The sequence below is a fragment of the Dongia sp. P2_B8 genome, from assembly GCF_056404715.1.
The window spans coordinates 468,695-492,674 of sequence record NZ_JBFUDM010000001.1; the positions used below are offsets into that span (position 1 = coordinate 468,695).

Here is a 23,980-nt window from a genome sequence, read left to right on the forward strand (position 1 = left end):
TCAGTCCTTTGATTCGCGAAGTAATGATGGATGAGGTTCGGCACCGGTAGAGCGAGTGATCTCCACGGCTGCCTGAACAATTGAAGATGCGATCAACGCACGGGTCTCGTCGGTCATTCGAGAGGCGATTGACGCGACCGAGATCGCACCGAACGACTGACCGGACCAATCGAAGACCGGCGCCGCAATGCCGATCACGTCATCCTCGAAACTGCGGTCAGCCATATAGAAGCCTTCCTCCATCGCAGTTTTGACGCGCTTACGGAGTTCGGCGACCGACGTGACGGTGCTATTTGTGTGGCGTTCGAGCTGCGCTGTCTGAAGGTAAAGCTCTCGAGCTTCTTCTGGTGCAAACGCCAAGTAGGCAACGCCCGACGCCGTAGCGTGGATGGGCAGTAGCTGGGAAGGGTCGACATAAACCCTGGTCGATCGTTGGGGTTCCGCAACGCCGATCGTGACCAAGTTATCGCCTGACGCAATGGAGGCGTGGGCTGTCTCGCCCAACGTCGTTGCCAGGCGATCGAGCACCGGCTGAACAATCGAGGCGAGGGGAAAGGTGGCCTCTCGAATCCGCGCAAAGCGCAGGAAGGCCGAGCCAAGTCGATACTTCTTGGTGGCCGCGTTTTGCTCAATGAACCCGTGCTTCTCGAGCGAGACGAGAAAGCGACGGGTTGCTGCCTTATCCAATTCGGCAATTCGCGCAAGCTCGCTCAATCCTATCTCCGGCTGTCCCGGAGTAAAAAAGCTCAGTATTCGCATTGCTTTATCGACGGTCTGCACGTGAACCCCACATCGGCTTCGGCCATAGCCGGCCTCCCAATGCCTCAGAAAGACATTGACAGGTCTCGGCCCTTAGAACAACATATTATCACCGTCGGTGATAATAGTGAACCGATAAATGAGCCGACGGCGAGTTCGCAACGCCCCTGCGCACATGAGCGGCGGGGGATCGTGTGGCTGAGGCGCTGACCGGGGGAGGCATTCCGGCACCGCCGTGAGGGAGATGACGATGCTTAAGAAATTGAAGGGATACCGCGCCACGTCCATCACGGCAGCGAAGGGCCGCCGACTGGCGCTGCTTGCCCTGGTGGGCACGACGATGTTCGCATCGAGCGCGAATGCTGACGATTTTCCAACCCTGGACGAACTCTATAAGGGCACCTACCAGAAGCCGCAGGCAGATGCGCCCGCGCCTGTAAAGGACAAGAAGATCTGGGTTATTTCCTGCAGCCAGGATGTCAGCCTGTGCGCCGCCCAGGCGCAGGGCATCACCGAGGCCGGCGAGTTGCTCGGGTGGAGCACGACAACGTTCGATGGCAAATACGATCCCGCCACGATGGGCAACGGCATCCGGCAAGCAATTGCCGCGAAATATGACGCCGTTGTCATTGCCGGCGCGGATTGCGCCGGTATCAAAGCGCCTCTGGAAGAGGCTCGCGCGGCCGGCCTCAAGGTGCTCGGCATCGAGGGAGCTGATTGCAATATCACCGATCCGGCCGAAAAGCCGCTCTTCGACGCCACTGTCTCTTATGTCGAGGGCAACGTCATCGACTGGGTGAAGCAGTATGGCAAATGGCAGGCCGATTACCTGATCGCAAAAACAGGCGGGAAAGCAGAGGTCATCGTCTTCGTGAGTGACGAGGTCCTCATTTCTAAGCTCAACAGCGAGGCGACGATCAACGAGCTCAAGCGTTGCGCCGACTGCGTCGTCCACGAAGTCAACTTCAGCTACGGCTTTCAAGGCCCACAGCTGCAGCAGCTCGCGGAACAATCGCTTTTGCGCTTTCCCAAAGCCAACGGAATTGCGGTTCCTGCTGACTCGGTTGTCTTGAGCGGCATGGGCGCCGCCATCGAAGCATCCGGCCGTGACGTCATCGTTGTCGCTGCGGAAGGGCAGGAGGCGACCATGAATCTGGTGCGCGCGGGAAGCAAGCAGGTGACCGCCGGCGTGGGCATTCCCAGTGTGTGGGAGGGATATTCGGCCGTCGACAATCTCAACCGCATCTTCCAGAACCAGCCGCCGGTAAGCTCCGGGGCGGGCCTTCAGGTCTACGATAAGGACCATAATGCCGGAACCGTCGGTGCCTTCGAGGCATCCATCGACTTCCGATCTGCCTTCAAGGAGGCCTGGGGCGTCGCTCAATGAGCAGCTACCCGATTGCTGTCCAGGTGCACGGACTCTCTAAGAATTACGGCTCCACCCGTGCCCTGGACAACATCGACATCGAAGTAGAGCGTGGAACAATCCACGCTTTACTCGGCGGCAATGGATCTGGAAAATCGACACTTATACGTATCTTGGCCGGGGTAGAAAAAGCCTCAAGCGGAAGCATTGGCCTCGGCCAGGTGACATACTCCGCTGGGGAGTTTTCGACGTCCGCCTCGGCCTCGCATGACGTTCACGTCCTGCATCAACACTCCTCGACATTTCCAACTCTGACTGTTGCGGAGAACCTGTCGCTTGGACGCGGATTCGAGCGAGGTGTCGCCGGTTCGATCTCTTGGTCTCGCGTTCGCGAGAGAGCCAGAGCGGTATTAGCGCGCTTCGAGATTGATGCGGATCCCGATCAAGCGCTCGAGGAGCTGCGGCCGGCTACACAAATGATGGTGGCGATCGCGAGGGCGCTCCAAGACCAGGAGAACAGCTCTGAAGGTATCCTCATATTGGATGAGCCGACGGCAAGCCTATCGGCCCCCGAGGTATTGCGCCTCAGTGACGCGCTGCGCCGTTTTGCGGCTGCGGGCCAGACGATCATCATCGTTACGCATCGATTAGAAGAGGTCATGGACCTCGCCGATGCGGTAACGATCCTAAGGGATGGCAAGGTCGCGGGACGCCTCTCGCGACACGAAATCTCTCACGAAAACCTGGTTCTTCTCATTTCTGGAGGCGGTGCGCTTGATCTGCGCGCATTGCCGCCGCATTCGAGCGAAATACTTCTCCAGATCGACGACCTGACCGTCGGACCCCTCAAGGGAATCTCCTTCAAGGCGCGCAAAGGTGAGATCCTTGGGATTGCCGGGTTGGTGGGATCCGGGCGTAGCACGCTGTTGCGCTCCATCTTCGGAATCCGACAACGCGACGGCGGAACTATCCGTTTGGATGGCGTAGACGTTCGGACTGCGGGGCCAAACGCTGCAATGGCGCAAGGCATAGCCTATGTGCCGGAAGATCGCATTGCTGATGCGCTGCTCCCAGGCCTGACGATTGCGAACAATATGTCAATCGCGCGCATTCGGGAGTATTGGGAGCGCTTCAGGATCAATCGGCAACGCGAGCGAGATGACGCCAATCTTCTGGCAGATCGCGTGGGGCTTAAGCCGCGGAATGTCGATCTCCAGATCAACCAGCTCTCCGGAGGCAATCAGCAGAAGGCCATCATGAGCCGCTGGTTGGCAAGAAACCCCAAGCTCCTTCTCTTGGATGAACCCAGCCAGGGCGTCGATATCGGTGCGCGGGCGGATATCCATGGGCTCATCGCGGACGTCGCCTCCCGTGGTGCGACGGCGATCATCGTCTCGTCGGACTTCGCTGAGCTCGCCACATTCTGCCATCGCGTCATCGTCCTAAATGCCGGCCGCATCGTCACTGAGCTCGCGGGAAGTGACCTCAGTTCGAAACGCCTTCATGATGCGGCTTACGCCAGGAAAGTAGCATGAACGACCAAGCCAGTCTCACAGACACAGCCAAACAAAGCAGCGGCCAGAAGGCGCCAATGGCATCGCTTTCGCGATGGGCCGAAGCTTATACTCTGGTTGGGTTTACCCTTCTCATCGCGGTATTCTTCTCGCTGTGGCCGGTCACGGCCGAGATGTTCCTGACGACGGCGAACTTTCGCATTGTCATTGGCAATCAAGCTGTTCTGGCAATTGTCGCTCTCGCCGCATTTCTTCCGCTCATCACGAATGAATTCGATGTCAGCGTCGGCGCGACGCTGGGATTGTCGTCAATTACGGCAGCAAGTGCGATGGTCGCCGGCGTTCCATGGCCGCTGGCGATTGCGGTGGCAGCGTTGACCGGGACAGCAGTCGGATTCATTAACGGCCTCTTGATTGCCAAGGCTGGTGTGAACTCGCTGATCACGACCTTGGGCACGTCGATCATCATCCACGGAGTCGTGGTGTGGCTTACCAAAGGCGTCAGCATTGTCAGCGGTATCCCGCATGCGCTGTCATCGTTCGGATCCGGTGCATTTCTTGGAATCCCGCTACCAGTGTTTGCTCTTGGTGTGATCGCCTTGACGAGCGCCTACATCGTCTCGTTCACGCCATTCGGCAGGCACCTCTATGCGATGGGCTCCAATCTCTCGGCTGCCAAACTGGTCGGCATCAATGTCGGCCGGACGCAACTGCAAGTGTTCATGCTGTCGGGCCTGCTCGCGGGTCTCGCCGGCTTCTTGCAGATCGCCCGATCCGGTGGCGCCAATCCTCGTGTCGGTGAGACCTTCACGCTGCCGGCACTCGCCGCCGCATTTCTCAGCACCGCGTCCATCTTGCCGGGACGATACAATGTGGCGGGCGTCATCGTCGCCGTCATTTTCCTGGCGACACTCAACAGCGGCCTCAATCTTGCCGGCGCTGATGTCTATGTCAATGACCTCGTCAATGGTAGCGCACTGATCCTGGGTGTAAGCTTGGCGCGCTTCCTCGGGCGAAGCCGGCGTTAGCATCGCAGAGAACCGAACGTCGCAGTTTGATGAAGGACCACATCTCATGAGCAGCGAGACAGACATCGCCTTCGCGGCCTCCGCTTGGCGGTCAGGCTACAGTCTTCCCCAGTCGCTCTACACCGCCGAAGAGGTCTATCAGCGGGATGTGGACCTTCTCGGCCAATCCCAGTGGCTCCTGATAGATCACGAGGGCAGAATTCCAAAACGCGGGGACTATTTCGTTACGGAGTGGGGATCGGAGAGCATCATTGTTGTTCGAGATACCGGCAACGTCGTGCGGGCCTTCTACAATGTCTGCCGTCACCGCGGGTCGCGCGTCTGCCTGGACCACGCGGGTTCGACGAAGGCGTTCAGGTGCCCCTACCATTCTTGGGTCTATGATCTCGACGGAAAACTTCGGGCTGCGAACCATATGGCGGACGACTTTGACCGGGCTGGCGCGGGGCTACATCCATGTCACGTAAACGTCGCGCATGGTCTGATCTTCTTGAATTTGTCCAAGGGGAACCCACCGGAGTTTCGGCCCTTCATTTCACCGACGCTTCCGTTCCTGGTCCCGCACGGCACCGGTCGAGCGAAGGTGGCGGCCCGACGCCGCTATCCCACCGCGGCGAACTGGAAGCTCTGTGTGGAGAATTTCTATGAATGTTACCATTGCCGTTCAGCGCATAGAACCTATTGCTCAATTCACGACAATCTGAAGCTCTTAGCCTTTGGAGCCGGTGCTGGTTCGGCCGAAGAGAAGCTGGCGGAACAGTATGCTGGGACACTTCGGGCCTGGGAGGCCCAGACCGCAGCAAAAGGCTACCTCACGGGCATGTTCGCCGATGGTCCGGAGAGTGCCTACTTTCAATCTGCGAATAGGCTACCGATAGGCCAGGACTCAAAGACCGAGACCGTCGACGGGAAGCCAATCGCCAAACTGATGGGCGACTTCGATCAATATGATGGCGGGCAAACCGGGATTACATTCAACATCGTGAACACCATCCTGCTCAACAATGATCACGCGATCATCTTCAGGTTCATTCCTGTAGGGCCGCTATCGACTGATATCGAGGCAATCTGGCTGGTCGACAGAGCCGCCGAAGAGGGGCGGGATTACGAAGTCGACCGCTTGATGGAGCTCTGGGACATTACGCTCGCCGAAGACAAGACCATCACCGAGAACAATCAGCTTGGCGTCCTGTCACGCGCCTATGAGCCGGGGCGCTATTCCCAGCAAGAGCAACGAATCGCGGAGTTCGGGGCCTGGTATGTCGCCAAGCTCATAGCCTGCCTTTCGCAAGGACAGTCTCCGGACGGGGATGTGGCGCGAGTTCACGCAAGAGTCAGCTAACGACAGTCAAGGTTTCAAAATGACTAAACAAGCACTGCCGGCGACCGCCTCCGTTGTCGTCATCGGCGGCGGTATTATCGGTGTCTCTACTCTCTATCATCTGGCGAAGCGTGGCGTTGCGGATGCGGTGTTGTTGGAGCGCAAAAAACTTGCATCGGGCACGACCTGGCACGCGGCGGGGATTGTCGGCCAACTTCGCGAGTCCAAGGCACAGACCGAGCTCTCAAAGTATACGGCGAGACTCTTCCTTGACTTGGAGGAAGAGACGGGTCAGGGAACCGGGTATAAACAGAATGGAACGATTCACCTCGCCCTGTCCGACATCCGCATGGAGCAGCTAAGGCGGAACCACGATCATGCGCGGCGGATGGAGATCGAGAGCCATCTCTTGGACATCCCGGCACTTCAGGCTCAATGGCCGCTGGTGGATTACACAGGCGTGATTGGCGGGTTCTTCGTGCCATCCAACGGGCAGGTCAATCCTCTCGATGTGACACAGGCTCTGGCGAAGGGTGCACGTCAGCGTGGCGCTCGCATTTTCGAAGAGACGAAGGCGACGCGTATCCTGACGCGAAACGGCGCGGTGATCGGTGTTGAGACGGAGGACGGCGTTATTGCCACCGAGAAAGTCCTCCTGGCCGGTGGCATGTGGACCCACGGCTTTGCCAAGGCGCACGGCGTGACGGTTCCACTCCACGCAGCGGAGCACTTCTATGTGCTGACCGAGGCCATCGATGGCTTACCGAAGACGCTGCCGGGCCTGGTCGTCTTGGAGGAGCGCAGCTACTGGAAAGAAGACGCGGGAAAGCTCCTCATCGGTGGCTTCGAGGCGCGTGGCAAACCCTGGGGGCAGGACGGCATTCCAGAAAGCTTCGAGTTCGACGAACTGCCGTTCGATATGGACCATGCCGCACCGGTGCTTGAGACGATCTTCAGCCGTATGCCAGCCTTGGCAGATATGGGCATCAAGACCTTTTTCTGCGGTCCTGAGAGTTTTACGCCGGATGGGCGGCCATATCTTGGCCCCGCCCCTGAAATGAAGGGTCTCTGGATTGCGGCCGGCATGAATTCAAACGGAATCCTGATGTCCGGCGGCACCGGCCTCACAATGGCCGAATGGATGATTGAGGGGATGCCGAAGCGCGGTATGTCATCGCTTCTGACGGTGCGGGCACACCCCTTCCAAAGTAACGCGCACTATCTCAAGGAGCGTGTCGGCGAAGCGGTGGGATTGCATTGGGGTCTGCATTGGCCTGGTCGCCAGATCGAGACGGCAAGGGGTGTCCGCCGAGTGCCGCTTCATACTGATCTCAAGAACAAGGGTGCAGTGTTTGCAGAACGCATTGGCTGGGAAGTGCCGATGTATTTTGATACTGAGAGCGGAACGTGGCCGACTGAGCCGACACTTTGGCACCACGGGTGGTCCTCGCGGGTAGAGGAGGAGTGCTTGGCGGCCCGGGATTCCGCGATCCTGTTTGATCAATCGATGTATGGAAAGCTCGTTGTTCAGGGACGTGACGCGGCCAAGGCCCTTAACAGGGTCTGCGGTGCGGAGATGGATGTTGAGGTCGGAACCTCTGTCTACACCCAGTTCCTTAACGCCAGAGGTGGTATCGAGGCGGATGTAACCGCAACCCGCACCGGGGAGGAACAGTTCATCATCGTGACCGGCCATCCCAGCCAGATCAGAGACCGAGCATGGATACTCCGGCACATGGACACGGACTGGAAAGCGGAGGTGTTTGATGCCACGTCGGGCTATAGCTTGCTGAGTCTCCATGGTCCGAAATCTCGCGAGATCCTCCAGCGAGTATCTGCGGACGTGCTATCCAACAACGCGTTCCCATTCGGCGCGGCGCGGGAAATCGATGTCGGCTATGGTCGGGCCTGGGCGGTCCGCCGGTCCTTCTTTGGTGAGCTCGGTTTTGAGCTGCTCATTCCAACTGAGTTCACTGCCTCTACCTACGAAGCTATTTCGGGGGCGGGTGCGCCGCTTGGAATGAGGCATGCGGGCATGTTTGCTATGAATCATTGCCGCGTGGAAAAGGCCTTTCGTCATTTCGGGCACGACATCGCCGAGGAAGATACGCCTTTCGAAACCGGCCTAGGGTTTGCCGTCAAATTGGACAAGCGCGATGACTTCCTTGGCCGCGAAGCACTGCGAGCGCAGAAGGCGGAAGGCGGTCCGACGCGCCACCGAACAGTCACCTTGGCGGTGACCGGGAGTAAGTATCCGGACGGGCCTTTTATTAGCCAAAATGAGACCATCTGGCGGGACGGCACTCTAGTGGGTCACGTAACATCCGGTGCCTGGGGTTACCGGGTGGGGCGCGCCCTTGGTATGGCGACCCTCCACAACGAAAAGGGTGTGTCCAAGGCTTGGTTGGAAGATGGGGGCTTTGAGCTCCAGATTGCGGGTCAACGGTATGGAGCCGAGGTCAAGCTCGAGCCATTCTATGATCCGAGTGGCTCGAAAATGCGGAGTTGATGGGCGATGAGCAAGGCGGACAAGACAATTCTCGTGATCGGGACTTTCGACACGAAATCCGATGAGCTGAAATATCTCATCAGTTGCATCGAGAAGCAGGGTGGCCAGACCCTCACAATGGACGTTAGCGTCCTCGGCGACACGGGTGAGAAGGTGAGCCTCTCGAAGCATGCCGTGGCCGCGTCGGCCGGATCCACGATTGACCAAGTCGCGAATTCTGGGGACGAGAACTCGGCGATGCAGATCATGGCCGACGGAGCGGTGAAACTTGTCCGGCAGCTCTATGCGGATGGAAAGTTCGACGGCCTGATCGCCCTGGGTGGCAGCATGGGCACCGATCTTGCCTTGGATTGCGCTCGGGCCCTCCCGATGGGCGTCCCAAAATACATCATCTCTACGATCTCCTTCTCCCCCATCATCCCGGCGGATCGGCTCGCCCCAGATATCCAGATGATCTTGTGGGCGGGTGGCCTCTACGGGTTGAACTCAATCTGCCGTTCCTCGCTTAGCCAGGCGGCCGGCGCGGTCCTCGGTGCGGCACGGGCGGTAGAGCGTCCAGCCGGTGATCGACCGCTTATTGGCATGATGAGCCTGGGAAGTTCGTGTCTCTCTTTCATGAAGACCCTCAAGCCGGCCCTCGAGGAGCGGGGCTATGAGGTAGCGATCTTCCACGCAACCGGTATGGGGGGCATGGCGTTTGAGGGCTTGGCGGCCGCCGGCGCGTTTGCCGCGGTGATGGATTTTGCGACGCCGGAATTAGGTAATCTGATGGTCGGCTCGATCATCAATGGCGGGCGAGACAGGCTGCTGTCGGCGGGCCGTGCCGGTATCCCGCAGCTGTTTTCACCCGGATCTGCCGATCTCATTGATTTTGCGGCTTGGCAGGCCGTGCCGGCACGGTTCGTCGGCAGGCCCTATCACGCCCACAATCGCCTGTTCGCCTCCGCTGCGCTCACGCCCGAGGAAAGGCGGCAACTGGCCATCGAGATTTCCACCCGTCTCGGGGAGGCAAAAGCGCCGGTGCACGTGATCCTCACCAGTCGAGGGATCGAGGAGTGGGACCGGGAAGGACAGCCGGCAAATGATCCTGAAGGCCTGGAGGCGTTTCTCGACGAGATGCGCTCTGCGATCAAGCCGCCGATCGAATTGACGGAGATCGACTGCCATATCAACGATCCGGAGTTCTGCGCGGAAGTCCTCAAAATCTTCGATGGTTGGGTGGAGAGCGGCATCGTTACGCGGGGCAAGAAATGACGCGCGATCCGCGCTACGACATCCTCTTCGAGCCGGTAAAGATCGGACCGGTCACGGCACCCAATCGCTTCTACGCGGTGCCCCACGCAACCGGCCACTCTCCACTCATGCCGAATGGATCGATCGGCATGCGGGCGATGAAGGCGGAAGGCGGCTGGGGTGTTGTCTCCATGCAGCTCGCGGAGATCGACCCGACATCGGACATCTCCAATCTGCCCATGGAGAAATTCTGGGACGACACAGATGTAAAATCCCATGCGCGGATGGTGGAGAAGGTCAAAGCCTTTGGCAGCCTGACAGCCATTGAACTCGGTCACACCGGTCTCCGGTCTAGAAACATCGCAACTGGCCAATCCGTGTTTGCACCTTCATGCCTGCCGATTCTGAAACCGGATGCACCGATTCAAGCCAAGGCAATGGACCGGGAGGACATTCGCAACTTCCGCAAGAGCCACCGGGCGGCCGTCGCTCGAGCAAAGAAGGCCGGTTATGACATTGCCTATGTCTACGCGGCCCACGATGCCTCACTGCTCTGGCACTTCCTCTCGCCGCTCTACAATTTCAGGACGGATGAATACGGCGGCTCGTTCGAGAACCGCATTCGTCTCCTTCGCGAAGTTCTCGAAGACAGCGTCGAGGAAGCGAACGGCGAAATTGCGATCGCCATCCGCATGGCAGTGCATGATTTCAAACCCGGAAGCCCCATCACCTTTGACAATGAAGGCAGGGCAGCTGTGGAATTGCTCGCCGAGGTGCCCGATCTTTGGGACGTCAACGTCGCTGGTTGGAGCCGAGACTCCGGCACGTCCAGGTTCGATGTCGAGGGCCATCAAGAGAAATACACATCGTTTGTTAAACAGGTCACGACCAAGCCGGTCGTCGGCGTGGGACGGTTTACGTCAGCGGACCTCATGGTATCTCAGATTCGCAGAGGCGTCCTCGACCTAATCGGTGCGGCCAGGCCGTCGATTGCGGACCCCTTTCTTCCGAACAAGATCAAGGAGGGGCGCATCGAAGATATTCGTGAGTGCATCGGTTGCAACATGTGTGTGGCGTCGGACGCCTATTCAGTCCCTCTCCGCTGCACCCAGAATCCGACGATCTCCGAAGAGTGGCGCCGCGACTGGCATCCGGAGATCATTGATCGAAGCGTCAATCCGAAGAGCGTCCTGGTCGTTGGCGGTGGGCCCGCCGGGCTAGAATGCGCGTTAGTGCTTGCAAAAGCCGGACACGAAGTCTCGATCGCCGATCGCAGCAAGCAACTGGGGGGGCGCGTCTCAACAGAGTCGGCGCTAACAGGACTTGGAGCCTGGTCGCGCGTGCGGGACTTTCGCCTCTATCAGCTTTCTCAGATGGCGAACGTCATGATATATCCCGGGCACGAGCTGACGAGCGACGACGTCGCTGCCTTTGAGGCTGATCACGTCTTTGTCGCAACAGGAGGCCATTGGCGGGACGATGGCGTCGGGCGAACCCGGTTTGACCAAATTCCGGGGTTTGCTGGCGCATCCCTCACCCCGGACGCCATCATGAGCGGTCACTCAGTAGATGGTCCCGTTATCATCTACGACGACGATCACTACTATATGGGCAACGTTCTCGCCGCGCACTTGGCGAAACAAGGTATTGAAGTGCATCTTGTCTGTCCGCTACCCCAGATCGCGGGTTGGATGGCTTACACGCTGGAGCAACCGCGTGTGATCAAAGCCCTCGCAACGGCTGGCGTGAAAATCTACCAAAATGCCCAGGCAGATGCCTGGGATGGGCAGGAGCTCACGCTCTCGCGTTCCGACACTGGGGCCGTCATGGCGGGTATCAAGGGGCGGACACTCGTTAGTGTGACGGCGCGGCTCCCCAATCCGGCGTTTGAGGATCTCGAAGGACCACACTATACGCGCGTTGGCGACTGTTCGGCGCCTGGAACGATCCAGGCGGCGGTCTTCGCTGGCCATTTGGCAGCGCGCAACTACCTGGGTAAGTCTACCAACGCTTCGCTCATGAAGCGAGAGACGCCGGTCCTGTTCATTTAGCCAGGCAGTCCAGGTTCGGCGAAGGTCGCTGCCTGAATCGGCTCACGGGCGGTGCTTAAGACGTTCACCTCGGCGTCTCAGGAGCTCGGCGGCACCCATGAGCGCCATCGAAAACAGCAGCATCAACGACGCGGCGGCGGTAATAGTCAGTTCGAAGTTGTCGCTCGAGCTCAGAAACATCTGCCGTGGCAGAGTAAGCTGGTGAGGTCCGGCGACGAATAGAGCCACGATGACATCATCGATGGAGGTTGCGAGCGCGAACACCGCGCCGCTCATGACGCCTGGCAGAATGATCGGTAGGACAACGTAACGGAATGCAGCTGCGGGCGGTGCGCCGAGGCTCGAGGCTGCGCGGAGAAGCCCCTCGTTGAAGCTCTCGAGCGATGCCGAGACCGTCACGACGACGAAGGGGCTGCCTAGGATCGTGTGCATCAGAATCAACCCAGTGTAGCTGTTGTTGAGACCAACCGCGCCAAAGGCATAGTAGGAACTGACACCAACCACGATCGCCGGCACTACCATGGGTGAGATCAGGATTGCCCGGATGACGTTGTGACCGGGAAGCCGGCATCGCCACAGGCCAAAGGCAGCCAAGGTTCCGAGGAAAGTCGCCAACACCATGGCGATGACGCCGATGAACATCGTGTTCCCTAGGGCGGTCAGCCAGGGCGGAGCCGTGAATAGTTGTTCATACCAACGCAAACTCAGACCGGGCAAAGGAAAATGAAAGAACGATCCTGAGCTGAACGATAGCGGGACGATGGCGAGGATTGGGGTCAGCAGAAAGAGGCATGTCAGGATAGTGGTGCATGCCAGAATGCGGCGGGTGAGGCGCTGGCCCAAGGTTGCATACGGAATACGAGACATGATCTAGCCCGCCTTTCTCGCGGTGCCGAAGGACGAGATCTTGGCAAAGGCGGCAAAGAGGAGGGCGGTCGCGCCAAGGAGTAGCACCGATAGCGCCGCTGCCATACCCCAGTTCACTGTTTTGAGGACGTAGAAGCCAATGTAGCCAGCGATACCCTGGTCGTCCGGGCCACCGAGCAGGACAGGCGTCACATAGACCCCTAAGGCCTGGATGAAGACCAGGAGGGAGCCCGCCGCGATGCCTGGCGCGCAGAGCGGGAGATAAACCCGCAGAAACGCCCGGTAGGGCGGAGCGCCGAGCGATCTGGTTCGACGGCAACGGTGAGAATCTGACCTTTGTCGACAATGGCTATAAACTTGTGTTTGCGCAGGTCGCGAACAAACTCGCTCCACTTACGGCGAAGGTCTGTCGCGGTCCACGTTGGCAATTCTTCAGGTGTGCGCAGCTTGCCGAGCATCTGATCCCGTGCGTGCAAAGTGAGGCTGATCTAAGCCTGTCACAAGGACCGAGCAGCGCTAGCCACGAATTGCGTAATTCTGACTTTGTATCGGCTTCCAGCCAGGCTCGCTGTCTGTCTGTCAGGACTGACGAACGCTCGATGAGAGCGAGCCCGTAGTATTTCCATGAGGCCATACGTCGATTGTTATCTTAAGCATCACTGCTGGCCTCCGACATCGAGTGTGTCTTCGGTCGCGGTCACGCTTATGCGTGCCTCTTGATTGTCGGCTAGCCCCGATGGAACATCTCCGGTGGCCGCTTGCGTCACGTCGCAAAAGTCCATGCCATCCGCCCAAGCGAAGTATCGATGCTCTGCTATTTCGCGTTCTTCTTCGCTGATGCCCTCGGCGAACTGCATGCCTTCCGGGCTCTGGGACCATTCAATGATGTCGCGGGCAATTAAGCGCGCTGCGCCGAGATCGAGATGCGTCAGCAGGCCAAGTATGGCTTCGCTGGCCGCGGCGTAGCTCTCCTCCACGCTATCGCCGTCCTTCTCGCGGGCGAGCCAGTAGGTAAGGTAGCCGGCGACGAGAACCTCTCGCGGCTGGTTGGGCGTCTCGTAAAAATCGGACATAAGTTCCTCCATTTTACGATTGGGAACGCGTGCCCAATCGAGACCAACCCTCTGACTTTCCTCGCCGTTTTCGGCCGGCACGAAGCCCCACCTGTCTCCACTCGCAACAGCGGCTGAAGACTTCATTGACTCCAGGCATCACAATAGAACAAAGATAGAACGTGTCAATTCCAACCTCAAGTGGTAAGTCTCGGAAAACCAAATGTCTGAAGCGGCCACGATCCCTGCAATTGCTAAGCTTCGGGCTCAAATTGAGCGCCTTGAGGGCGGAAAAGGAGCTGGCCGCCAGGTGCTGCCCTTTGGCGTGAACGAGATCGATGCGCGTTTGCCCGGCGGCGGACTCGCCTTGGGCGCGCTTCACGAAGTGGCGGGCGGCGGCAATGGAGCGCTCGATGGTGCTGCGGCCGCGCTTTTCTCAGCGGGAATAGCTGCCCGCACGAAGGGCAAGGTGTTGTGGTGCGTCGCGCGTCAGGATCTTTTTGCGCCGGCAATCTCACTCGCTGGTCTCGCGCCAGGCCGCGTCATCTATGTCGAGGCCGGTGACGAGAAGGCCCTGCTCGGGTGTTTTGAAGAGGGTCTCTCTCATGGTGGGCTTGGCGCAGTTGTCTGTGAGGTTGCGCGTCTCCCGATGACAGCATCTCGGCGACTGCAGTTGGCGGCAGAGAAGCACAACACGATCGGCATCGCCATTCGCCGCTGGCGCCGTCAGGCGGAAGCGGTCGATTTTGGGCAACCGACGGCTTCGGTGACACGCTGGCGGGTGACGACGATCCCATCGGAACCGCTTCCGGTGCCGGGTGTGGGACGTGCGCGCTGGCAAGTGGAACTCATCCGCTGCCGGGCGGGAGAGAGTGCAGATTTTGAAGTGGAGGCCTGCGATGCCAAGGGTCGTCTCCGTCTTCCTGCCGACCTGGTCCACGGACAGGGTGCGGCGGAAGCTTGGGGCCGCGGCGCCGTCGCCTGACACGCCGTTGGTCCTCCTCGGCCAGGACGGCCGCCGCCGTGTCGTTCTGGCTGCTGATCACACTGCTCAGGAGGGAGGACTGTATGTCGGTATGCCGGCCACGAAGGCGCAGGCATTGGTTCCGGGCCTAATCACGATGAATGCCGAGCCTAAGGCAGACGCGGAGGGTTTGGAACGGCTTGCCGCTTGGGCATTGCGCTATTCGCCGATGGTCGCGACCGATGCGCCGGACGGAATCGTCATCGATACCGAGGGTGCCGATCATCTCCACGGTGGGGAAACGGCCATGCTGAGGAACTTGATGGCTAAGCTTCGTGATACGGGATTCGCCGTCCGTGCGGCTATTGCCGACAGTTGGGGCGCCGCTCACGCGCTTGCGCGGTATCACGTGAAACCCGACATCATTGTGCCGTTTGGTGGGAACGAAGCCGCTGTCTCACGTCTGCCCACCGAAGCCTTGCGGTTGTCGAAGGATGTGATCAGGGGGCTACGTGAAGTCGGCTTCGAACAAATTGGCGAACTTCTGAACCGGCCTAGAGCCCCGTTGGCCCTGCGCTTTGGGCCGGAAGTTTGTCGTCGGTTGGATCAGGTGACCGGAAAGATCAGTGAGCCCATTACGCCGGTTCGTCCAGAAGATATTGTCGCCGTGCAGCGACCATTCGCTGAGCCAATTGCCGCCGCCGAAACGATTGAGCGCTATATCACTCAGCTTGTGCCGGAGCTCTGTGCCGCCTTGGAAGTAAAGGGGCTGGGCGTCAAGCGCCTCGATTTGATCTGCCATCGTGTAGATAGCCGATACCAAGCGATCCGCATCGGCATGGCGCTGCCGACCCGGGACATCAAGCGCCTCACGCGGATGCTGTGCGAAAAGGTTGAAACCATCGATCCTGGTTTTGGCATCGAGCTCATGGTGTTGTCGGCAACGCTGGCTGAACCCATGGGCGCTAAGCAGGTGATCTCTTCTCTGACCGCCGATCCTGAAGTGGATATCTCTGGGCTCGTCGACACACTAACCAATCGTATTGGTGAGAAGCGGCTTTACCGGTTTGCGCCAGTTGATAGCGACGTTCCGGAGCGATCGGTGGCGCGGGTCGCACCGCTATCTCTAGACGCTGGCAAGGATTGGCCTAAGCACTGGCCTCGGCCAACTCGGTTACTCGTTCGGCCCGAACTCATTGAGGCGATGGCATTGCTGCCGGATCAGCCGCCAGTCACTTTCACTTGGCGCGGCGTGCGCCGAAAGGTGAAGCGTGCTGATGGGCCAGAGAGAGTTTTTGGAGAGTGGTGGAAGCGCGATGCCGAGTTGGCGACTGTTCGCGATTATTTTCAGGTCGAAGATGAAGCTGGCGAACGCTACTGGCTATATCGAGCCGGTGACGGTGAACATGCCGATACCGGATCGCAGCAATGGTTCATGCATGGAACGTTCGGATGATCAACATTCCGAAACCCGGGGCATCAGAGAGTGATTAAGGAAACCGGTATGGACATATTTATCTGCCTCACATTTATCGTTGTCGTCTATTTATCGATAAGGCTGCGCAAAACACGGCGTGATCTCAATCAACTGCGGTCCACGCTTCATGAACTTCGAAATGAAATTGATGGAAAATCCGTATCTTAGTGGATGACGTCTGTGTCTCTCGGTATTGTCGACTGAATCTCGACGATTGCTCGCGCGATTGCCTTCCAGGTTGCATATCCCTCAAGCTCTCCCCGCTCGAGGAGCTCATCGGCTCGCTCTACCGCTACTAGGTCAGCGTCAGGGCCATATTGGTCGCATAACAGCTTTGCAGAGCGCGTGATGTCGATCGAGGAAGTCATGCGAAAAATTTACTACCTCTCAGTATCGAGACGGGAGTCTTCCAGGATACTCCCCAGGGTTCTCGCGATAATTGACTCTCTCTAAAGATGTGAGAAGATCTATATGCAACTCGGAGATGTTCGGTATCTGTGCAGAAACTCATAGCGCGTGGATCATTTGGAGCAGTTTGATGTGGATTAAGGAAGTTGAAATCGAGAACTTCCGACTCCTGCGACACGTCGAGGTAGGCTTAGAGAAGCGCACTACGCTCATAGTGGGACGAAACAATAGCGGGAAAACATCCATTGCAGAATTGTTCCGCAGACTCCTTGGTGAGAAGTCGCCATCGTTTCGGATAGAGGATTTTTCGTTAGGTTGTCATGAGTCATTCTGGACAGCTTTTGAAGCCTTCCAGGCCGGGCATTCGGCATCCGACGTGATTGCATTGCTGCCGTCGATCATAGTTGTCATGGACATTGCATATGATATCGAATCTCCTGATCTCGGCACTCTAAGCGAATGTATTATTGATCTTAATCCGAACTGCGCCGAGGTGCGCCTAAAATTGACCTTCGGGCCTCTCCCTACTGCGCCGAACGTTCTCTTCGCGGACATCGCAATCAGTGACGATGTAGCGATCAATAGGCTTAATCTGTTCCGCGCGATCGGTAGCCGGTTGGCAGGTGCATATTCGGCATCGTTGGAGGCTGTCGACCCGAATGACACAACCAACCGAAAACCTCTAGAGCACAAGACACTCACGGCACTGATCCGAGGCGGCTTTATCAATGCTCAAAGAGGATTAGATGACGACACACATCGCGAACGAGATGTTCTAGGCAAGATCGTGGAGGTGCTCTTTCAGTCGGCTCTCACCGATCCATTGGATCCCGAAAAGCGAACGACCGCAGAGCAACTCAAAGCGGCCGTCGAGCAGATCCAAGAGAATTTACACGCGGGCTTCAACGCGAATCTTACGTCTCTTCTACCAACCTTCGATCTTTTCGGCTATCCGGGATTAGCCGATCCGGGCTTGGTTACCGAGACTAGCTTCGACGTCGATAAACTTCTTAATGATCACACTAAGATTCGATACGTAGGAGTCAACGGCACGACTCTACCCGAGACCTACAACGGTCTTGGCGTGCGAAATCTGGTTTACATGCTGCTTCAATTGCTGCGGTTCTTCCGAGAATATCAAGCTATGCCTGCGTCGCCAGGAGTTCATCTCATTTTCATCGAGGAGCCTGAAGCCCATCTGCATCCTCAAATGCAGGAGGTTTTCATTCGCCAACTTGAGAAAATCATCAATACCTTCGTTGTGCAGCTCAATGCGAACAAACCATGGCCCGTTCAGTTTGTTGTCAGCACTCATTCTCCACACATGGCCAACGAAGCACGCTTCGAGACCATGCGCTATTTTTTATCCGTGACCGCAGCGAATGGCCTGCGCCGTTCAGTCGTGAAAGATTTACGCAAGGGGATGGGTGGTGCTTCGGAACCAGATCGTGAGTTCCTCCATCAATATCTGACTTTGACACGATGTGATCTATTCTTTGCCGACAAGGCGGTCCTCGTTGAGGGACCGTCTGAACGTATTTTACTTCCGGCAATGATCCGAAAAACCGATGCATCTGTCCCCGACCATCCGCAACTCGCGAGCCAATACGTCACGGTAATGGAGGTGGGTGGTGCATACGCACACCGTTTCTTTGATTTACTATCTTTCCTCGAACTGCGCACACTTGTAATCACCGATATAGATACGGTGAAGCCGAACGAAAGAGGAAATAGAGTCGCGGTCCCTGTCTCTGAGGGAATTTTTACAAGCAATGGGTGCCTAAAAGCGTGGTTTGGAGATGACGTTTCACCGGAGGCGCTTCTGGAGAAAACAGAAGCAGATAAAACGTCCGGCATTCGTCGCATAGCCTTTCAGATACCGGCAGTTGCCGGCGGGCCATGTGGACGGAGTTTCGAAGATGCGTTTATCCTCGCCAATCCCACGCGTTTTCCCCCCGGAGACGGCGACCCGGCTCTCGCAGCCTACGAGCTTGCGGGCGATCAGAAGAAAACTGCTTTCGCGCTAGAGCATGCAATTGGGCAAAGCGACTGGAACGTCCCGCGCTATATCGCCGAGGGACTGCGCTGGCTAGCTGAAGGCGACCCTCTGACTGCAAACACAGCACTGCAAGTCGCTGCTGAGGTCGGTGCGAACGCCCATGGCATCGTGGATATTGGCGACAATGCCTGAGAAAGCGGAAAATCCTGCTGATCTCGCAGGACGTATTGCTCTTGAGCGAATGTTTGCCTGCCTCGAAAACGGTCGTAATTTTCGTCTTGAGGCGGGCGCGGGCGCGGGGAAAACTTACTCTCTCGATAAGGCTCTTGGCCGTCTAATCGAACGTCGTGGGGCCGAGCTTGTTCGTCGCGGCCAACAGATCGGCTGCATCACCTACACGAATGTCGCGAAGGATGAGATCACCTCGCGCGTTCAAGCACATCCAGCGGTGCGTCCTGAGACCATCCACGGGTTTTGTTGGTCGATTTTAAAAGATTTCCAATCGACGTTACGCCAACTCGTTCCCAGCATCGATGGTTGGGCAGAGCGCCTTGAGCCTGCTGGCGGTATCGGGAATCGTCGGGTTCATTACGAGTTGGGATATCGGAGCATTGTCGATCATCAGGTTACACTTCGGCATGACGACGTGGTGGAACTAATGGTTCAAGCGCTCGCTTACCCGAAATTTCGTTCAGTCCTATCGGCGCGATATCCCATAATTCTAATTGACGAATACCAGGACACCGACTCGCGTTTCGTCGATGCGATAAAGCGTTGGTTTTTAAACGGCCACGGACTGCAAATCGGGCTCTTCGGCGATCATTGGCAGAAAATTTATGGTGACGGATGTGGCCTGGTCGAGCACGAATCTTTGGAAGTCATCGATAAAAACGCGAACTTTAGATCCACCGCTCCAATTGTGCAGCTGCTGAACAGTATGCGGCCAGCGTTACCTCAAATGGTGCGCGATCCAGCACTGCCAGGTGAAGCTCGCGTGTTCCACACCAATCTCTGGCCAGGTGTCCGGCGGGGTGGTCAAGGCGGGCACTGGACTGGCGATACAACTCCCGAGGCAGCGAGAGCGTATTTCATACGTGTCAAACATCTGCTTGCGATCGAGGGATGGGATTTCTCAGTAGAAAAAACTAAGATTCTCATGCTTACACATAATATTATTGCACGTGAGCAAGGGTATTCAAGCATCCCACCAATCTACGGTCAGATCAATGATCCTTGGCTGAAGAAGGACGATCCGCACATCAAGTTTTTGGCTGACCACATAGAGCCGGCTTGCGCTGCTTTTGACGCGGAGCGTTACGGGGAAATGTTCGAATACTTCGGAACAAGCAAGCCGAAAATCCGTGCGCATGCCGATAAGGTGGCATGGGCGAATGCGATGAATACGTTGATCACATTGCGAATAACGGGGACCATCGGGGACGTGGTCGATTTCATTGCAGCGCAGCCACACTTGCGCCTCCCGGAATCAGTGGAGGAAGCAGAACGGCGCCTGCATAATGCGGGTCCGGAACCAATGGAAGGCGAGCCCCGCCGTGTCACTTGTCTGCGAAAGCTGCGCGCGGTTCCATATGCTGAGCTTATTGCACTCGATCGCTTTATCGACGGACACACTCCGTTTGCTACCAAACATGGCGTGAAGGGCGCTGAATTCGAGAATGTTCTGGTGATCGTCGGCCGTGGCTGGAACAAGTATAACTTTGGCCAGATGCTCGAATGGTTTGATGGCGGAGCACCCGCTGACAAAAACGATTCTTTTGAGAATAATCGTAACCTGTTCTATGTGGCATGCTCTCGACCGAAAGTCCGATTGGCCCTCCTGTTTACACAGCTGCTCAGTGCAAGGGCGATGACGCAGCTCATAACGTGGTTTGGCACTGAGAACGTCATTGCATTGCCAGGAGACCCGCGCGGGGATGCAGCAGGATTTGAGTGAGGTTTCCGTCAAAAGAAAGCGATTTGTATCAATTGTTTAATGGGGCATTTGACTCCTGCCGCGATAAAGAACATAGATAGAACATTCAAAATGTTCTATCCGCCAGATGTCGAGATACACCGAGCTTCAATGCACCAGCCATTTCTCGTTCCTGCGAGGCGCATCGTCCTGTGAGGAACTGTTCATCACGGCTGCAACCATGGAGATCGAGGCACTTGCCATCGTCGATCGGAATTCGCTCGCAGGCATCGTCCGAGCGTATGAGGCGTCCAAGACGACGGGGGTCCGCCTTATCGTCGGATGTCGGCTAGACCTGGAAGAGGGACTCTCAATCCTGGTCTATCCGACAGATCGGCCAGCATACTCTCGGCTCTGTCGTTTGCTATCGCTAGGGAAGAAGCGCGCCGGCAAGGCAAAATGTGCGCTCACTTGGGAAGACCTGGTCGCCTATCAGGAAGGACTGATTGCCGTCCTTCTGCCTGAGGACGCGGACGAAATTTGCGGTCAGCGATTAAGGCGTCTTCACGAAATCTTCGGCGATCGCGGTTACATGGCGCTGACATTGCGGCGGCGGCCGAACGATGCCATGCGGCTCTATGAGCTTTCCAACCTCGCGCACCGGTTTAAGGTGTCGACGGTCGCCACCAATGACGTGCTCTTCCATCTGCCGGAAAAGCGCATCCTTCAGGACGTGGTTACCTGTATCCGGCATAGGGTATCCATTGACGAGGCCGGTTTCCTGCGGGAACGCCATGCCGATCGCTACCTGAAACCGCCGGCGGAAATGGCGCGCCTATTTAGCCGCTATCCAGAGGCCGTCAGCCGGACCATGGAGATCATGGAGCGCTGCAAGTTCTCACTCTCTGAGTTGGAATACCAATACCCGGAAGAGCGAACAATGCCGGGCCTCACAGCCCAGGAGGCCTTGGAGAAACTTACCTGGGAGGGCGCAATACAGCGCTACCCGGAAGGTATACCGGATGAGGTGACAAGGGCGTTGAAGCATGAGCTTGGCCTCATCGCCAAACTGGAATACGCCCCTTACTTTCTGACAGTGAACAGCATCGTCCGCTTTTCTCGTTCCCAGGACATCTTGTGTCAGGGACGGGGATCAGCGGCGAACTCCGCTGTTTGCTACGTTCTGGGGATTACGTCGATCGACCCCGGACGTAACGACCTGCTCTTCGAGCGTTTTGTCTCCGAGGAACGCAGAGAACCACCGGACATCGACGTCGACTTCGAGCACGAGCGGCGCGAGATCGTCATGCAATGGATTTTCGAGACTTATGGTCGCCAGCATGCGGCGCTGTGCTCGACTGTCATCCGCTACCGGGCCAAGGGGGCTCTTCGGGATGTAGGTAAGGCGCTCGGGCTGACGGAAGATCTCATCAAGATGCTCAGCGGCCAGATCTGGGGTTGGTCCGAGGGAGTCGAGCAAAAGCATATCGAAGGCCTAAACCTCAATTCTGGCGATCGGCGTCTACGGCTTGCGATTGAGCTTGCTCACGCACTTCACGGAACTCCTCGACACCTCTCTCAGCATCCAGGCGGCTTTGTGCTGACGCGAGACCGGTTGGATGAACTGGTGCCGATTGAGCCGGCTGCCATGGAAGACCGCCAGGTTATAGAATGGGATAAGGACGACATTGATGTCCTGAAGTTTATGAAGGTCGACGTCTTGGCCCTGGGCATGCTGACCTGCATGAAGAAGAGTTTTGACCTTCTGGCCCAACATAAGGACATCAAGCTTGATCTTGCCACCATCCCGGCTGAAGACCCGCGCACTTATGCCATGATCCGGAAGGCAGATACCGTCGGGGTCTTCCAGATCGAGAGCCGGGCGCAGATGTCGATGTTGCCACGATTGCGACCGCGAACCTTCTACGATCTGGTCATCGAGGTTGCCATTGTGCGGCCCGGCCCCATTCAGGGCGATATGGTGCATCCTTATCTACGGCGCCGTGATGGCAAGGAAAAGGTCGATTATCCGACGCCGCAATTGGAGAAGGTGCTTGGAAAAACTTTGGGTGTGCCGCTCTTTCAGGAGCAGGCGATGCGGGTGGCGATCGAATGCGGCGGCTTCACGCCGGGTGAAGCCGATCAGCTCCGGCGTTCCATGGCGACCTTCAAACACACGGGCGGCGTTTCAAAGTTCCACGATAAGCTCGTCGAAGGAATGGTAAGTAATGGCTACACAAGGGATTTTGCTGAGCGCACTTTCAGTCAACTCGAAGGGTTCGGCTCCTATGGATTCCCGGAAAGTCACGCCGCGTCCTTTGCGCTCATAGCCTATGCGTCATCCTGGATGAAATGCTGGCATCCGGAAGTGTTCTGTGCCGCACTCCTCAATAGTCAGCCGATGGGTTTCTACGCGCCGGCGCAGATCGTGCGTGATGCGAAAGAGCACAATGTCGAGGTCCGACCGGCCTGTATCAATGCCTCCCGCTGGGAATCCACGTTAGAGCCTATTGGCAATGACAGATTTGCTGTTCGCCTCGGTTTGGGGAGAGTAAGCGGTCTTTCGAATGTTCATGCCGCAGCCATCATCAACGTTCGAAACGACCAAGCGTTTACCTCGATCGAGGATGTCTGGCAGCGATCGAACGTGCCAGTCTCGGCCCTGGAGACCTTGGCCGAGGCGGATGCTTTCCGGGAATCTCTGCATCTACCGCGGCGTGATGCACTCTGGGCGATGAAAGGTCTTCGTTCGGATCCGTTGCCATTGTTCACCGCGGCGGCCGAACGCGAGCGGCAGGCTGTGCCGGAGGTCGATGAGCCGGAGATTATCCTGAAGCCGATGACCGCCGGTGCCGAGGTGGTGGCGGATTACCGCCACGTCGGACTGAGCCTCAAGGCACATCCGGTGAGCTTCCTGCGCGGTGAGTTAAAGGCAGCCAAGATCGTCACCTGTGCCGAGGCGATGCGAGCCCAGGACGGCAAATGGCTTGAGGCGGCTGGCTTGGTGCTGGTGCGTCAGCGGCCTGGTTCCGCAAAGGGCGTCATGTTCGTTACTCTCGAGGATGAAAGCGGATCGGCCAATATCGTTGTGTGGCCGAACGTCTTCGAAAAGCAGCGACGAGAGCTTCTCGGCAGTGCCATGATGAGCGTGAAGGGTCGCATACAGCGGGAGGGGGTCGTCGTGCATCTGGTGGCGCAATGGCTCACCGACATGTCGTCGATGCTCTCTGCTGTCGGCAAGCGAGAAGACGGATTCAAGCTGCCGCACGGAAGAGGGGACGAGGCGCGGACCGGTAGCCCTGGTTACGATTATCGAGATCCACATGCTAAGGCACCACGGTCCCGAGATCTCTACGAGCCGGTCAAGGAACTCGACACGATCAAGATGAAGGTCCGGAACTTTCACTGATCCCACGAGGGCTCAATTTGATCTAAAGGCAATGGCTTGTGACGATTTGAAAAACTTAAATCTCTCAGCAATGAATCTCGAGCTCAAATATCGCACAGTGTGCGCTGTCGG

Annotated in this window: 16 protein-coding genes; 12 read left to right on the forward strand and 4 right to left on the reverse strand. The window is 57.5% G+C overall.

What is annotated here, in order from left to right:
* Positions 1-780, reverse strand: coding sequence for an IclR family transcriptional regulator (locus tag AC1DWZ_RS02070; RefSeq protein ID WP_477167199.1), 780 nt, complete (start codon positions 778-780; stop codon positions 1-3).
* 229 nt (positions 781-1,009) lie between these two features.
* On the opposite strand from AC1DWZ_RS02070, the gene AC1DWZ_RS02075 reads away from it, so the two are divergent.
* From AC1DWZ_RS02075 to AC1DWZ_RS02105, 7 genes are read left to right on the forward strand one after another with little or no spacing between them, the layout of a single operon-like run.
* Positions 1,010-2,146, forward strand: a complete 1,137-nt coding sequence (locus tag AC1DWZ_RS02075) for a sugar ABC transporter substrate-binding protein (protein ID WP_477167200.1) — start codon at positions 1,010-1,012, stop codon at positions 2,144-2,146.
* On the forward strand, positions 2,143-3,660 hold the full coding sequence (locus tag AC1DWZ_RS02080) for a sugar ABC transporter ATP-binding protein (RefSeq protein WP_477167201.1): 1,518 nt from the start codon (positions 2,143-2,145) through the stop codon (positions 3,658-3,660). The genes AC1DWZ_RS02075 and AC1DWZ_RS02080 overlap by 4 nt, the downstream gene beginning before the upstream one ends.
* Positions 3,657-4,667, forward strand: a complete 1,011-nt coding sequence (locus AC1DWZ_RS02085; RefSeq protein ID WP_477167202.1) for an ABC transporter permease — start codon at positions 3,657-3,659, stop codon at positions 4,665-4,667. Before AC1DWZ_RS02080 ends, AC1DWZ_RS02085 begins: the two co-directional genes overlap by 4 nt.
* 46 nt (positions 4,668-4,713) lie before the next feature.
* The gene (locus AC1DWZ_RS02090) at positions 4,714-6,009 is read left to right on the forward strand and encodes an aromatic ring-hydroxylating oxygenase subunit alpha (RefSeq protein WP_477167203.1); all 1,296 of its coding nucleotides are present in this window, start codon (positions 4,714-4,716) and stop codon (positions 6,007-6,009) included.
* Between the two features lie 19 nt (positions 6,010-6,028).
* Positions 6,029-8,497, forward strand: a complete 2,469-nt coding sequence (locus AC1DWZ_RS02095) for an FAD-dependent oxidoreductase (RefSeq protein ID WP_477167204.1) — start codon at positions 6,029-6,031, stop codon at positions 8,495-8,497.
* 6 nt (positions 8,498-8,503) lie between these two features.
* Positions 8,504-9,751, forward strand: coding sequence for a Tm-1-like ATP-binding domain-containing protein (locus tag AC1DWZ_RS02100; RefSeq protein WP_477167205.1), 1,248 nt, complete (start codon positions 8,504-8,506; stop codon positions 9,749-9,751).
* The gene (locus tag AC1DWZ_RS02105) at positions 9,748-11,781 is read left to right on the forward strand and encodes an oxidoreductase (protein ID WP_477167206.1); all 2,034 of its coding nucleotides are present in this window, start codon (positions 9,748-9,750) and stop codon (positions 11,779-11,781) included. The genes AC1DWZ_RS02100 and AC1DWZ_RS02105 overlap by 4 nt, the downstream gene beginning before the upstream one ends.
* 42 nt (positions 11,782-11,823) lie before the next feature.
* On the opposite strand, the gene AC1DWZ_RS02110 is transcribed toward AC1DWZ_RS02105, so the two are convergent.
* The 3 genes from AC1DWZ_RS02110 to AC1DWZ_RS02120 all read right to left on the reverse strand — a co-directional run bounded on the left by AC1DWZ_RS02110 (position 11,824) and on the right by AC1DWZ_RS02120 (position 13,721).
* Entirely contained in the window at positions 11,824-12,648 is an 825-nt protein-coding gene (locus tag AC1DWZ_RS02110) for an ABC transporter permease (RefSeq protein WP_477167207.1), read from the reverse strand.
* A gap of 3 nt (positions 12,649-12,651) precedes the next feature.
* Complete coding sequence (locus AC1DWZ_RS02115) at positions 12,652-13,041, reverse strand: ABC transporter permease subunit (protein WP_477167208.1); 390 nt, start codon at positions 13,039-13,041, stop codon at positions 12,652-12,654.
* Between the two features lie 263 nt (positions 13,042-13,304).
* On the reverse strand, positions 13,305-13,721 hold the full coding sequence (locus AC1DWZ_RS02120; protein WP_477167209.1) for a hypothetical protein: 417 nt from the start codon (positions 13,719-13,721) through the stop codon (positions 13,305-13,307).
* 289 nt (positions 13,722-14,010) lie between these two features.
* Here AC1DWZ_RS02120 and AC1DWZ_RS02125 point away from each other — a divergent pair, with 289 nt between their 5' ends.
* The 5 genes from AC1DWZ_RS02125 (at position 14,011) to AC1DWZ_RS02145 (ending at position 23,869) form a co-directional block, all read left to right on the forward strand.
* The gene (locus AC1DWZ_RS02125) at positions 14,011-14,685 is read left to right on the forward strand and encodes an ImuA family protein (RefSeq protein WP_477167210.1); all 675 of its coding nucleotides are present in this window, start codon (positions 14,011-14,013) and stop codon (positions 14,683-14,685) included.
* A complete protein-coding gene (locus tag AC1DWZ_RS02130) occupies positions 14,600-16,120 on the forward strand; it encodes a Y-family DNA polymerase (protein ID WP_477167211.1) in 1,521 nt (506 codons plus the stop codon). The genes AC1DWZ_RS02125 and AC1DWZ_RS02130 overlap by 86 nt, the downstream gene beginning before the upstream one ends.
* 559 nt (positions 16,121-16,679) lie before the next feature.
* Positions 16,680-18,740, forward strand: coding sequence for an ATP-dependent nuclease (locus tag AC1DWZ_RS02135; RefSeq protein ID WP_477167212.1), 2,061 nt, complete (start codon positions 16,680-16,682; stop codon positions 18,738-18,740).
* Positions 18,733-20,502 carry a UvrD-helicase domain-containing protein gene (locus AC1DWZ_RS02140; RefSeq protein WP_477167213.1) on the forward strand — a complete coding sequence of 590 codons (1,770 nt, stop codon included), beginning with the start codon at positions 18,733-18,735 and terminating at the stop codon, positions 20,500-20,502. Before AC1DWZ_RS02135 ends, AC1DWZ_RS02140 begins: the two co-directional genes overlap by 8 nt.
* A 106-nt stretch (positions 20,503-20,608) precedes the next feature.
* On the forward strand, positions 20,609-23,869 hold the full coding sequence (locus AC1DWZ_RS02145) for an error-prone DNA polymerase (protein WP_477167214.1): 3,261 nt from the start codon (positions 20,609-20,611) through the stop codon (positions 23,867-23,869).
* Positions 23,870-23,980: the final 111 nt, after the last annotated feature.

What these genes read in the sequence shown, in the direction of transcription:
- AC1DWZ_RS02075 (WP_477167200.1), top strand. Translation starts at nt 1,010, where the DNA reads ATGCTTAAGAAATTGAAGGGATACCGCGCCACGTCCATCACGGCAGCG.
- AC1DWZ_RS02080 (WP_477167201.1), top strand. Translation starts at nt 2,143, where the DNA reads ATGAGCAGCTACCCGATTGCTGTCCAGGTGCACGGACTCTCTAAGAAT.
- AC1DWZ_RS02085 (WP_477167202.1), top strand. Translation starts at nt 3,657, where the DNA reads ATGAACGACCAAGCCAGTCTCACAGACACAGCCAAACAAAGCAGCGGC.
- AC1DWZ_RS02090 (WP_477167203.1), top strand. Translation starts at nt 4,714, where the DNA reads ATGAGCAGCGAGACAGACATCGCCTTCGCGGCCTCCGCTTGGCGGTCA.
- AC1DWZ_RS02095 (WP_477167204.1), top strand. Translation starts at nt 6,029, where the DNA reads ATGACTAAACAAGCACTGCCGGCGACCGCCTCCGTTGTCGTCATCGGC.
- AC1DWZ_RS02100 (WP_477167205.1), top strand. Translation starts at nt 8,504, where the DNA reads ATGAGCAAGGCGGACAAGACAATTCTCGTGATCGGGACTTTCGACACG.
- AC1DWZ_RS02105 (WP_477167206.1), top strand. Translation starts at nt 9,748, where the DNA reads ATGACGCGCGATCCGCGCTACGACATCCTCTTCGAGCCGGTAAAGATC.
- AC1DWZ_RS02110 (WP_477167207.1), bottom strand. Translation starts at nt 12,648, where the DNA reads ATGTCTCGTATTCCGTATGCAACCTTGGGCCAGCGCCTCACCCGCCGC.
- AC1DWZ_RS02120 (WP_477167209.1), bottom strand. Translation starts at nt 13,721, where the DNA reads ATGTCCGATTTTTACGAGACGCCCAACCAGCCGCGAGAGGTTCTCGTC.
- AC1DWZ_RS02130 (WP_477167211.1), top strand. Translation starts at nt 14,600, where the DNA reads ATGCCAAGGGTCGTCTCCGTCTTCCTGCCGACCTGGTCCACGGACAGG.
- AC1DWZ_RS02135 (WP_477167212.1), top strand. Translation starts at nt 16,680, where the DNA reads ATGTGGATTAAGGAAGTTGAAATCGAGAACTTCCGACTCCTGCGACAC.
- AC1DWZ_RS02140 (WP_477167213.1), top strand. Translation starts at nt 18,733, where the DNA reads ATGCCTGAGAAAGCGGAAAATCCTGCTGATCTCGCAGGACGTATTGCT.
- AC1DWZ_RS02145 (WP_477167214.1), top strand. Translation starts at nt 20,609, where the DNA reads ATGTCGAGATACACCGAGCTTCAATGCACCAGCCATTTCTCGTTCCTG.